Raw genomic sequence first — 12,264 nt, forward strand, 5'->3', positions numbered from 1 at the left:
AACTGACGGATAAGGATGAGACAGAATGGCACGGCTTGATAGGCAAACCAAACAAGCGTATATTGCGTGCGCTCAGGCAATAACCGAGGGGCGCATAGACCTTGATGCTGCTGATGCTTCTGGGTTCAGCGTTGATCAACCCGTGTTTTCTGTCTCTCAAGCAGCTCAACTTGTTATTATTCATCCGCAAACATTGCGTCAATACGACCGTTTAGGATTAGTTGTTCCGCAACGTACAGAAGGCGGCTCTCGCCGTTATGCATTACGTGATATTGATCGACTTATGCTCACCCAACATTTAGTTCAAGATGAGTCGATTAATTTAGCAGGTGTTTCGCGCATTTTGCAGTTAATGGAAGAAAATCGCCAACTGCGCAGACAGGTACGTCGTCTAAAGCAGCCAGAAGGAGCAAGTGTCTTTACTGCAGGTATGGATGGGGAAGTGGTGGAAATTCTGCGTTCGAACCGCGAGCGGGCGCAGGCGATGGCTCAGGCGCGTGGTCTTGGCGTGCATACTGCGGGTGAAGATGGTGTGGAACGTGTGGGAGCACATGGTGTGCGCCCTGCTCGAGGTCGATTTTTGCCACGGGGAGCCTCGGCGAGCTTTACGAGAGAACTGACGTCAGCGCCGAGTGAAGATGTTCTTGGCTCTGATGAGGACTTTAATGTGCCTTTTACTCAGGTTTCTCAGGAATATTCCCAACTGTATTAGATAGGCTCTTGGGATTTTAGCATAGCCTAGTTTGGCTCGTTGTATTTGCTTATTCTTGCGGCAGATGGGAGCTTGAGCGGTTCATAGAACATGACTTGCTCTAGCACTTCATGATTCGCACATGAACGAGGACTTCAATCATTGTAAAAGTGGACGTGAGTATTGTGCGCGTGCAACGCTAGCAGCTTTCAGGAACGTATGAGAGCTGATATCACATGAAAAATCGACGCCAAAGTTGTGAGCGCTCCGTGCTCACAACTTTGGCGCACCTGCAACCCACAAACCTACAAAATCCGCTAAGTCAGATGAACCATTAAACAGAGAAATCACTGCACAGTTGGTGAAGCTGTTGTATTGCGCACAAGCAACTGAACCGGCACAATATCGTGTGTGGCAGCCGAGTTGTCTCCCTCAATTAAACGTAATGCTTTGTGCGCTGCTTCCATGGCCAAATCAAGTGGCTTTTGCTTAATTGTGCTCAATCCCACCTCTCCTGAGAAGGTGGAATTATCGTAGCCTAATACCGAAATATCTGATGGAATGCTCATTCCCAGTTCGCGATACTTAAAAATAAAAGGAATGGCTAAAGAGTCTTGGTGGAAGAACAAAGCTGTAGAACGACCAGCATCCGTAGTCATGATTTGAGAATATACAGCATCAAAAACATCATCTCCGTTAGGAATAGTAACCAACGAAAAACTCAGATTCTCGCGCTTACAAGCTTCTTTGAAACCATCAACACGTGACCATGAGCTAAAATGGAGTTCTCGCTCAAATTCTTCGAAGCAGTACGTTAAATGAGTGTGTCCTAATTGTTTTAAGTAACGCACGCCAATAGAGGTGCCTTCATAATCATCAATACTTACCGAAGCTGTATAGCCAAGCGTATCGGCAACATTGATGCCGACAATAGGCAGATGGGCATCTTGTAAACGTGTGACTTCATCGGAACTAATACCGAAAGAAGACACCACAACAGCATCTACATTGCCGCGTAGAGGAAGCGTGTCAAAGAACTCTTTTCTCTCTTCCAAAGTAGTAATAGGGAAGATAATTAAATCGTAATGAGCTGTGCGGAAGACGTTGTTTAAGCCCTCAATAATACGTCCTGTGAACCAGTCAATCTTGCTTGATCCCACAAGAAAAGCAATACGTTTAGCTTGTCCGGATTTTAAGACCCCCGCCGAGCGAGAAATATAGAAGTCAAGAGATTCTGCCACTGCGAGGACTTTGGTGCGTGTTTTGTTAGAAACTCGATCTGGGTGAGAAAATACTCGAGAGACGGTAGCAGTGGAAACGCCTGCAGCTTGTGCAACATCACTGATACTTGCTTTCATTATGCCCTCTCTAGTCCTCTCGTATTTTCATGGCTCGACACGCCGTGTGCTACAGAAATAGTATCACAAAAGCCTTGAAAAATGTAACCGGTTACAAATTAACATAAAAAATGTAATGAATTTTGCAAAAGATGCTTCCATAGTTACAAACAAAGTGTATAATTAGATGTGCAAGAAATTGCACTTACATTGAGGTAAGGAGAGGAAATGCAATTAAAAAAGATGGCGGCAGGTGCAATTGCAACCGTTAGCATTATTTCTATGCTGGGTGCATGCTCGAGTGCTGCGAAGGGCGTAACAGATACCAAGAAAGATAAAGGGTTGGATGTTATCGGTACAAATATTAAGTACGATCCAAATCACTTGGTGAATAATGGAAAGCCAATTACACTCGAGTATTGGACATGGTCCGATAGCGGTGTTGATCCTGTTTATCAGCTGTCCAAGGACTATTCCAAGATCTATCCGAACGTTACTATTAAGATTAAGAAGCAAACCTGGGAAGATTATTGGACAAAGTTGCCGTTGCAGCTCAAGGGCAAGAATGGTCCTGCAGTCTTTAACGTGCATAATTCTTATGATTCTGTTATTCGCCCATACGCTGCTGATTATGACATTGACAAGGCTCAGCTCGATGCAGATTATCCAACAGCATCGGCGCACGAAGATGAAAACGGCAAAGTAAAGTATATCGATTCCGTTATTAATACGGGCAATATTTACTACAACAAAACCATGTGGAAAGATGCTGGTTTAACCGATGCAGATATTCCAACAACATGGGATGAATTCGTTACTGTGGCTAAGAAGCTCACCAAGTTTGATGGTTCCAAAATGACTCAGGCTGGCTTCAATATTAACGGTGGCGCTTATTCAGCAATTTACCAAGGCTTGAACTATCAGAAGGGCGAGCTGCTCTTTGATTCCACTGGTAAGAAGGCAAACTATAACAACAAAGCTACGAAAGAAAATATGCAGTTCCTCAAGGATTTGTATGAGAAAGATAAAGTAGGCTCTGCTGATTTTGGTAATGAGTATTCGGATTCCTTCGGTCAAGGTCAAACTGCAATGGTTTATGCATGGGGTTGGCTTGAAGGAACTATGAAAGACAAGTATCCAGATATTGATTACGGTGTATTTGCTACCCCAACCTTCAGTAAAGATACTCCTTTTGCTTATGATCGCTATAACGGTGAATCAACTCCAGGTATTAATAAGAATCAGTCTAAGGAACAGCAAGCAGTTGCTCAGGACTTTGTGAAGTACTTGCTGGCAAACGATGATTACGTGCGTAAATCTGTTGAGGGATTGAACTCCTTCCCAGCTAAAGCAAACCTTCAAAATGACCCAGAAATTTTGAAGAGCCCTGTTATGCAGGCTATTCAACCGCGTGTATCGCGCTTAATTTGGCCTGGTCCAGCTCCTGCAACAGTAGAAACTTCTGGCAAAGTTGCTTTCGAAAATGTTATGCATAATGGCATGTCTATTGATGAGGCTGTGAAAGAAGGTCAATCAACAATGGACAAGGATATGAAGGGGTCGAACTTCATGTCGGCAGAAAGTAAGTACGAGTTCTACGACGAGCATAAGTAAAACCGTAGGTGCAGTGCGGGGAAGTGAAGGCTTCCCCGCACATAATGACAGACGTGTTAAGCGGTTAGGGGAGAGAAGATGAATAAGAAAGGTTCATTCGCGAGTGCTGGACGCTCAGTTTTATCGCGAATTTTTACCTTGAGGAATATGGCGGTTACTTTCCTCGTTGTGTATTTTGCTATCTTTTTAGCGTATCCAATTTTTAAGGCGTTTGCGGGAAGTCTGCATAATTGGAACCCTCTCAACGATACATATGAGTGGGTTGGATTTGAAAACTATACAGATATTTTTACCGATAAGCTGTTTTGGACATCCATGGCGAATACGGGAGTATTCTTGGGATGGTCCACAGTATTTCGAGTAGTTCTTGGTTTAGGTTTGGCATTGTTACTGAGCTCACGTCTTGTGCGCGCGAAAGATACATTGCGTGGATTGTTCTACATGCCAACTATTACGCCACTTGTAGCAGTGAGTTTCGTATGGTTATGGATGTTTGATCCGCAGTTCGGCATGATCGATAAAGTAACTGGTCTGCATATTAACTGGTTGCACGATTCCAAGTGGGCTATGCCTGCTGTGATTATTATGACAATCTGGAAAGATTTTGGTTATGCTACCGTGCTGTATTTAGCAGGTATTATGAATCTTCCTCGCGATGTGTATGAGGCAGCCTCGATTGATGGTGCTAATAGCGTGCAGACTTTCTTCCGCATCACCTTGCCTTTGCTTAAATCCACCACGTTATTCATTGTTATTACTTCTATGATTAGCTATTTGCAAGCCTATGTGCAGTTCTTGGTTATGACAGAAGGCGGTCCAGGAACTTCTACATATACTATTAGCTATTTAATTTTTGATCAGGCATTTAATAAGAATAATTTTGGTATTGCATCTGCTCAGGCTGTTGTTTTATTCCTCTTTACGGGAATTCTTACATACATCATGTTTAAGGTCTCGGGCGATACGGAGGTGTTGTCATGATGAAAAATCCAAAAACAGCACGTACTATTGGTTCGGTTGTTCTTACCGTTCTCCTGTTCGTTGTGGCATTGATTACTATTGTTCCATTCTTGTGGATGTTTATTTCCTCATTCGCTCCCAATAGCGAAATTGTGAAAATTAACGGTGGCTTATTCCCAACGCCTTCTACTCTCGATAACTATGTGAGCATTCAAGAGAACTTTAACTTCTTGCGCTTGTTTGGTAATTCGGTTTTTGTGGCAACGGTAAAAACTGTCATTATTATTTATACATCTGCTTTGCTTGGCTTTGTTTTTGCAAAGATGCGCTTCTTCGGCAGAGATTTCCTCTTTGCTATTGTGATGAGTACCATGATGATTCCGTGGGCTGTGACCATTATTCCTCAGTATGAAATGATGGTAAGTTTTGGCTGGTTAGACTCATATAAAGCGCTGATTATTCCTGGTTTAGTATCCGGGTTTGGTATTTTCTTATTCCGTCAGTCTATTTCAGGTATTTCAGATGAACTGATCGAAGCTGCACGCTTAGATGGAGCCAGTGATACACGTATTTTCCATAGCTTAATATTGCCGTTAAGCCATAATACTATTGCTGCTCTTGCTATTTTTACTTTCTTATGGAACTGGGAAGATTATCTGTGGCCATTCCTGATGATTACAGATGAAAGCAAGCAGTTATTGGCTGTAGGTTTGAAAGCTTTTAACGGTCAGTATGGTACGGATTACGGCGGATTATTTGCAGCAACATCCTTGGCAATTGTTCCAGTCATTATTGTTTATATGGTCTTCCAAAAGCAGTTTATCGCTGGCATTGCTACGGGAAGTTCTAAGTAAATCTTTCTAAGCATGTGCGGGCCGTTAGATAGTTCCAAGATAATCTAGCGGCCCTTATCATGTTCGGCATATCGTCATGAAATGCAAACGTTGCCAGAAAATATCAGAAGTATACGGTCAAAATTTTCAAGTTATCTCTATATAAGAGTTACAATATAAGATATAATATAACTAAGTAAAAATGAAAACGTTATCATCTTTCTCTTTATATCTCAACCAATAGTAAGAGAAGAGGCGCAGTTTTCACGCATACGAAGCGAAGGAGCTAATATGACAGCCCAAGGAAATGGTGCTTTTGCTGAATTTGAAAAGATGTGCAATCCTGTAATGGATAGCCAGCGCGTTATTGCTGGCGATAAGTGGCGCATCGGTGTTATAACAAATTCTCTGCTACGTTTTGAGTGGTCGGAATCTGGTGTTTTTGAAGATAAGCCAACGCAGGTTGTGGTCAATCGTAATATTGACGATGATGTAACCATTAACGTAACCGAGCGCGACGGCTTGCTTATTATTGACACAGGCGAGTTATATGTAACCTACAATAAGCAGCCTTTCAGCAAAGAGGGCTTAAGCGTTGTTGTAAAGCACTTAACCACCTCCCAGTTCAACACCTGGCATTATGGTGATGACACTCCAGGAAATTTGCGCGGAACTACACGAACTTTGGATACGATTAATGGTCGTACCGAGCTTGAAGAAGGTATTTTATCTATTGATGGTTGGGCAATCCTAGATGATTCTCACTCGAATGTTGTGTCCTATGAGGGAGCTTCTCCAAAAGCGGCTTTCGGTGAAGACAATATTAATGCCGGCGGATGGCGTATTTCCTCGCGAGATCATGAAGAAACAGATTTTTACTTCCTTGGTTATGCGCATAACTACAAGCAGGCTATGCGTGACTTCTTTAAGCTAACCGGTCCTCAGCCTTTGCTGCCACGATGGTCTTTGGGTAACTGGTGGAGCCGTTATTTTGCTTACAAGCAGGATGAATACTTGCAACTGCATGACCGCTTTAAGAAGGAAGGTATTCCTTTTACCACAGCCGTTATTGATATGGATTGGCATATTACCGATATTGAGGAAAAGTACGGTTACGGTTGGACTGGGTACACATGGAATACTGAGCTGTTCCCAGATCATGTGCAGCTGCTTTCTGATTTAGCAGACCGCGGTTTGAAGACCACGCTGAACGTACATCCTCGTGACGGTGTGCGCGGTTACGAGAAGCCATATAAAGAGCTTGCTCAGAAGGTGGGAATTGATCCGGCAACTGATGAAGCTGTGGAGTTTGATCCAACGAATCCTGCATTTGTGGATGGGTACTTCGATATGCATCACGAGTTGGAAGATGAAGGCGTTGACTTCTGGTGGCTGGATTGGCAGCAGGGTGGCGTAACTCGTCAGCCTGGTTTGGATCCTTTGTGGCTACTGAACCACGTGCATTATATTGACTCCGCACGCAATGGCAAGTGGCCTTTGACCTTCTCGCGTTACGCAGGACCTGGCTCGCATCGTTACCCAGTAGGATTCTCGGGCGATTCTATTGTGTCTTGGGAATCCTTGCAATTCCAGCCTGAGTTTACTGCTCGCGCATCGAATATTGGTTTTGGCTGGTGGAGCCACGATATTGGCGGCCATATGATGGGCTACCGCGATGATGAGCTCGAAGTGCGCTGGTATCAGTATGGAGCATTCAGTCCAATTAATCGCTTGCATTCGAGTAACTCGCCATTTACAAGCAAAGAGCCATGGAATTTCCGACCAGAAGTACGTTCGGCTATGGTGGAAGCCCTCCAGTTGCGTCACCGTTTCATTCCATACCTCTACACGATGAATTATCGTGCTCATAACGAGGGCGAACCACTGGTGCAGCCAATGTATTGGAGTGACCCAGAAAACGAAGCGGCATATAGAGTGCCACAGGAATTCTGGTTTGGTACCCAGCTGGTTATGGCTCCAATTACCACACCATCAGATAAGAACGTTGCGCGTGCGAAAGCAGATGTGTGGCTTCCAGCTGGCGAATGGTTCGACTTCTTCTCAGGACGCCGCTACGTTGCAGGGAGCAATGGACGTTCATTAGAAGCATGGAGAAAGCTGGATCGTCAGCCAGTATTTGCCCGTTCTGGTGCAATCGTGCCACTGGCGCAGTTGGGTGAGGGTGAGGCGATAAACTCGGTGGCTAACCCGCAAGCTCTGGAGGTGGTGCTCTTCCCGGCAACCGATGGTGCTACCAATGAGTTCACTCTGGTCGAAGATAATGGTCAGTTTAACGATGCTCGCCAGGGCAAGAACGCACGCACACGTTTCACGTGGAACGGCTCTGCTCTTACCATTAGCGCGGTAGAAGGAGATGCTGAAGCTGTGCCAGCACAGCGCACATGGACTCTTACTGTGCGCGGTGTAGACGATTTGGGTGAAGCTGCTTTGAGTGGTGCTCGCGTGGTTGCCTACAACTACGATGCAGAAGATATGAGTGCTAGCTATGTGCTCGAAGCTGTTGCAACCGACACAGACGTGCATGTTGAGATTGCTGGCGTAAAACCTGCTGAAAATCCTGTGGCAGAAGACACACGTAAGATGCTTCTGGGCACTCAGATTGCCTACAATATGAAGGATGCTGTGTATCAGGTGGCTTTGAGTGGCGATATTGCAGAGCTGGCTGCTATTGGAGCTAAGCGTTTCGATTATGAATACGGTCTGCACGGCAATAGTCAAGAACATAGCGTGGGCTTGCGCATTCCATCTGCTATTGAGTCGGCAGTCAAGGAAATTATGTTGCGCTCTTAAAATCTAAAACGCAATAATGGCGGTGGGCGATATCATATATCTCCGCCGCCTTTGTTGTATGCTAATCAAGAGGTCTACATAAAAAGTAAAGGATAACGCAATGGCTATTGAAGAAGTGGCAACCAGCAACGCTCCTCAAGCTTTGGGAGCATACAGTCAAGCAGTAAAAGCAAACGGATTCGTCTTCGTATCCGGTCAGCTCGGCATCGATCCAGAAACTGGCGAACTGGCAGGTTCAACCCCTGCTATTCAAACGCATCAAGCGATGAAAAATATCGAAGCTATCCTCAAAGAAGCAGGAAGCGGTCTCGATAAAATCGTGCGCGCAACAATTTATATGCAAAACGCTGCAGATTTCGCGCAAATCAACGACGTATATGCCAAGTATGTGGAGGGTGCAGTGAAACCTGCTCGCGTAGCTTTTGGCTCCAATGTTATTCCTAAGCCAGGCGCTGTTGTGGAGATTGATGCTATTGCTGTGCAAGAGTAAGTAAGTGTTAATGCAGTGCTAACAGAACTGAACGCCCTATCTCAAGCTGAGCGGTAAGCCGCGCGCCACCCCGTGCAACGGCTCGTGTGTAGGGCGCAACTATTAAACTAGCGCTCATGAGTCCAGAAGCACTTGCACAGTTAATTTATGACATCGCCACCGCTCTTGTAGATACGGGTAAAGCAGGCGATTTACAGATTGAACAGATTCCTGCCGTAGAAAAGCTCGCCGTTATGCGTCCAAAGGATCGCGCTCACGGTGACTGGTCTACCAATATTGCCATGCAGTTGGCTAAGAAAGCGGGTATGGCGCCGCGCGACTTCGCTACGCTTTTTGCTGCCGAGCTTGAGAAGGCTGACGGTATTAAAAGCGTTGATATTGCAGGCCCTGGTTTTATTAATATTGTTCTTGATTCAGCCTCCGCTGCGGCTATCGTTGACACTGTTTTGGAAGAGAAAAGCGCTTTCGGAACAAATACGCATTTAAGCGGACAAACATTGAATTTGGAGTTTGTATCGGCTAATCCAACTGGTCCTATTCATATTGGTGGTACCCGTTGGGCTGCTGTGGGCGATTCCATGGCGCGCGTATTGGAAGCTAATGGTTCCAAAATTGTGCGCGAATATTACTTCAACGATCATGGAACACAGATTGATCGTTTTGCTAAGTCTCTCGTGGCTGCAGCGCATGGCGAAGAAACGCCAGAAGATGGCTATAAAGGCGCTTATATTGACGATATTGCCGCTCGCGTTGTGGAGCAGGGTAAAGCTGAGGGAGTGGATGTTCTTGCTCTGCCTCGCATCACTGGTGAAGATGGCGCTGAAGGCAATTCCGAGCAGCGCGAAGAATTCCGCAAGCGTGCAGTGCCAATGATGTTCGACGAGATTAAGCAGTCCATGAAGGACTTCCGCGTGAACTTCGACGTGTACTTCCACGAGAATGCTGTGTATGAATCTGGTGAAGTAGACCGCGCAATTGCTCAGCTGCGCGCTCAGGGAGATATTTTCGAAAAAGATGGCGCAACCTGGTTTGAATCTACTAAGTATGGTGACGATAAAGACCGCGTTATCATTAAGTCTGACGGTAATGCCGCCTATATTGCTGGCGATATTGCTTACTATATGAACAAGCGTCACCGCGCTCAAGATCCTGCAGATGTGGCTATTTACATGCTGGGTGCAGACCATCACGGTTATATTGGTCGCATGATGGCTGTATGTGCTGCTTTTGGCGATACGCCACATAAGAATATGCAAATCTTGATTGGTCAGCTCGTTAACGTTATGAAAGACGGCGAAGCAGTTAAGATGAGTAAGCGCGCTGGAAACGTTATTACTATCGATGATCTTGTTGATGCTGTGGGAGTGGATGCTGCCCGTTACTCGTTGGCACGCACCTCATACAACCAGAACCTCGACATTGATTTAGGTTTGTTGGCTTCTCATACCAACGATAATCCTGTGTATTACGTGCAATATGCTTTCGCGCGTTCTAAGAACGTGGATCGCAATGCGGTTGCAGCAGGAATTTCATATGATGGTGCGGACTTGAGCTTGCTCGATACCGAAGCAGATTCTGAATTATTAGCTGAACTTGCTTTGTATCCATCTGTGGTAGCAACTGCTGGTGATTTGCGTGAACCCCACCGTTTGGCACACTATGCTGAGGAATTGGCTGGAAAGTATCACAAGTGGTATGCCGCTGAGCGTGTTGTTCCTATGGAACTAACCGGCGCAGAAGCCGCACGCGACAATGCTGAAGCCATACGCATTGCGAAGAATCCTGAGCCAGCTCGCGCAGCAGCTCGTTTGAAGCTCAACGACGCTGCTGGTCAGATTTTGGCGAATGCTTTAGGTTTGCTTGGTGTTTCGGCTCCGGAGAAAATGTAGAGCTCGCATGGTTTAGCTTAAGTTTCCGCGTATGTTTTCGTGTAAGTTTTCGCGTGGTTTTTCACGTAAGCTGTGAAAAGTAGGGCGTTGGCAGTCAGCCAGCGCCTTTACTATATGTACTAGAACAATAAGCAAGACGACAAGCAAGAGAAAGATGCGCGCATGACAACACCAGACATTACCCGAATTTGGCCAAGTGGTGTACACATCAATGAACACACGGGTGCATGGGAAGACCGCGGCGAAAGTTTTGAACAGCTCGCTACCACTTATGGCACGCCACTGTATGTGATGGATACTACTGATGTTGCCGATCGTGCTCGCTATTTTGTTAATACTGTGCGTGAGGCTTTTGCTAATACCACCTCTCATGTGAGCTTTGCTGGTAAAGCTTTTCTGAGCAAAGAAATTGCTCGCATTGTTACCGATGAAGGCATGTATGTAGATACCTGTACATGGGGTGAAATGAAGATTGCTCTGGCTGCGGGTGTGCCAGGTCGTCGTTTAGTTTTGCACGGTAACAATAAAAGCGATGACGAAATTCGTTTAGCTATTGAGAACGATTTCGACAAGATTGTGATTGATGAGCCGCATGAAGCGCAACGCATCGCCCGTATTGCCTGTGAAGTAGGCAAGCGCGCTCGCGTTATGGTGCGTGTGACCGTAGGTGTGCATGCTGGAGGTCATGAATATATTTCGACTGCTCATGAAGATCAGAAATTCGGTATTGCTTTGCTTCCTGCTGACCATAGCGACGTGAGCGATGTGCAGTCAGTGGAATTCTTTGATCAGGTTGCTCATGGTCCAGCTGTAGCTGCAATGCACGATGTTTTAGATATGCAGGATGATTTGGAACTTGTGGGTATTCATTCACATATTGGGTCTCAAATTCACGATGCTGATGCTTTTATTGCCGCAGCTGAGCGTGTGATGGTATTGCGTCGCGCATTTTACGCTACAGATGGCTATGTTGCTCCTGAAATTGATTTGGGTGGCGGTTATTCTGTTGCCTATGTTGATGGCGATGCGTCTATGGATGTTGACGTAACGATGAAGCGTATTGCCGCTGCTTTGCAAGATGATTCATCGCGAGCAGGACTGCCATTACCAACGGTGAGCTTTGAGCCGGGACGTTGGATTGTGGCTCCTGCTGGCTACACCATTTACCGTGTGGGCACGGTAAAGACTGTGCAATTAGAAGGCGGAGCTTCCCGTGTATATGTGAGCGTTGATGGCGGTATGAGCGACAATATTCGTCCAGCATTATATGGTTCACAATATACCGCAACTATTACTAACCGCGCACCTGCAACAACGGATACGATTCAAGCTCGTATTGTGGGTTCGCACTGCGAATCAGGCGATATTGTGGTGCATGATGTGAAGCTTCCAGCAGATGTGCAACGCGGTGATTTGCTTGCTGTGCCAGTAACCGGCGCTTATGGTCGTACCATGGCAAGTAACTATAATCAGATTTTGCGCCCAGCAGTGGTAGCTGTGAACGAAGAAGGCTCGCATATTATGATGCGTCGCGAAACTGTAGACGATTTACTGTCTTTGGATGTGAGTGAGTAAATTCTGATTCAAGCGGTCAGCTTTCCTGTGCTCAATATGGTAGGAGAGAGCTGACCGCTTTGTT

At 45.7% G+C, this 12,264-nt stretch carries 9 protein-coding genes; 8 read left to right on the plus strand and 1 reads right to left on the minus strand.

All coding sequences use genetic code 11. The features are described from left to right. The first annotated feature begins 25 nt into the window (after positions 1-25). The gene (locus tag G464_RS09695) at positions 26-712 is read left to right on the plus strand and encodes a heat shock protein transcriptional repressor HspR (protein ID WP_022857012.1); all 687 of its coding nucleotides are present in this window, start codon (positions 26-28) and stop codon (positions 710-712) included. A gap of 326 nt (positions 713-1,038) precedes the next feature. Here G464_RS09695 and G464_RS0105195 read toward each other — a convergent pair whose 3' ends face one another. Beyond that, positions 1,039-2,049 carry a LacI family DNA-binding transcriptional regulator gene (locus G464_RS0105195; RefSeq protein ID WP_022857013.1) on the minus strand — a complete coding sequence of 337 codons (1,011 nt, stop codon included), beginning with the start codon at positions 2,047-2,049 and terminating at the stop codon, positions 1,039-1,041. Positions 2,050-2,256: 207 nt separating this feature from the next. On the opposite strand from G464_RS0105195, the gene G464_RS0105200 reads away from it, so the two are divergent. From G464_RS0105200 to lysA, 7 genes are all read left to right on the plus strand, one after another. Next, positions 2,257-3,642, plus strand: coding sequence for an extracellular solute-binding protein (locus G464_RS0105200; RefSeq protein ID WP_022857014.1), 1,386 nt, complete (start codon positions 2,257-2,259; stop codon positions 3,640-3,642). Positions 3,643-3,720: 78 nt separating this feature from the next. Then, on the plus strand, positions 3,721-4,623 hold the full coding sequence (locus G464_RS0105205; RefSeq protein WP_021618786.1) for a carbohydrate ABC transporter permease: 903 nt from the start codon (positions 3,721-3,723) through the stop codon (positions 4,621-4,623). After that, positions 4,623-5,456, plus strand: a complete 834-nt coding sequence (locus tag G464_RS0105210) for a carbohydrate ABC transporter permease (protein WP_026472632.1) — start codon at positions 4,623-4,625, stop codon at positions 5,454-5,456. Before G464_RS0105205 ends, G464_RS0105210 begins: the two co-directional genes overlap by 1 nt. A gap of 270 nt (positions 5,457-5,726) precedes the next feature. Further along, on the plus strand, positions 5,727-8,246 hold the full coding sequence (locus G464_RS0105215; RefSeq protein ID WP_022857016.1) for a glycoside hydrolase family 31 protein: 2,520 nt from the start codon (positions 5,727-5,729) through the stop codon (positions 8,244-8,246). A gap of 100 nt (positions 8,247-8,346) precedes the next feature. Beyond that, positions 8,347-8,736, plus strand: a complete 390-nt coding sequence (locus tag G464_RS0105220) for a Rid family detoxifying hydrolase (protein WP_021618783.1) — start codon at positions 8,347-8,349, stop codon at positions 8,734-8,736. A gap of 116 nt (positions 8,737-8,852) precedes the next feature. Beyond that, positions 8,853-10,625, plus strand: a complete 1,773-nt coding sequence (gene argS / locus G464_RS0105225; protein WP_022857017.1) for an arginine--tRNA ligase — start codon at positions 8,853-8,855, stop codon at positions 10,623-10,625. A 162-nt stretch (positions 10,626-10,787) separates the two neighbouring features. Then, on the plus strand, positions 10,788-12,200 hold the full coding sequence (gene lysA / locus G464_RS0105230) for a diaminopimelate decarboxylase (protein WP_022857018.1): 1,413 nt from the start codon (positions 10,788-10,790) through the stop codon (positions 12,198-12,200). Positions 12,201-12,264: the final 64 nt, after the last annotated feature.

The sequence above is a fragment of the Alloscardovia omnicolens DSM 21503 genome, assembly GCF_000420505.1.
Lineage (GTDB): Bacteria > Actinomycetota > Actinomycetes > Actinomycetales > Bifidobacteriaceae > Alloscardovia > Alloscardovia omnicolens.

What these genes read in the sequence shown, in the direction of transcription:
- G464_RS0105195 (WP_022857013.1), bottom strand. Translation starts at nt 2,049, where the DNA reads ATGAAAGCAAGTATCAGTGATGTTGCACAAGCTGCAGGCGTTTCCACT.
- G464_RS0105200 (WP_022857014.1), top strand. Translation starts at nt 2,257, where the DNA reads ATGCAATTAAAAAAGATGGCGGCAGGTGCAATTGCAACCGTTAGCATT.
- G464_RS0105210 (WP_026472632.1), top strand. Translation starts at nt 4,623, where the DNA reads ATGAAAAATCCAAAAACAGCACGTACTATTGGTTCGGTTGTTCTTACC.
- G464_RS0105205 (WP_021618786.1), top strand. Translation starts at nt 3,721, where the DNA reads ATGAATAAGAAAGGTTCATTCGCGAGTGCTGGACGCTCAGTTTTATCG.
- G464_RS0105215 (WP_022857016.1), top strand. Translation starts at nt 5,727, where the DNA reads ATGACAGCCCAAGGAAATGGTGCTTTTGCTGAATTTGAAAAGATGTGC.
- G464_RS09695 (WP_022857012.1), top strand. Translation starts at nt 26, where the DNA reads ATGGCACGGCTTGATAGGCAAACCAAACAAGCGTATATTGCGTGCGCT.
- G464_RS0105220 (WP_021618783.1), top strand. Translation starts at nt 8,347, where the DNA reads ATGGCTATTGAAGAAGTGGCAACCAGCAACGCTCCTCAAGCTTTGGGA.
- argS (WP_022857017.1), top strand. Translation starts at nt 8,853, where the DNA reads ATGAGTCCAGAAGCACTTGCACAGTTAATTTATGACATCGCCACCGCT.
- lysA (WP_022857018.1), top strand. Translation starts at nt 10,788, where the DNA reads ATGACAACACCAGACATTACCCGAATTTGGCCAAGTGGTGTACACATC.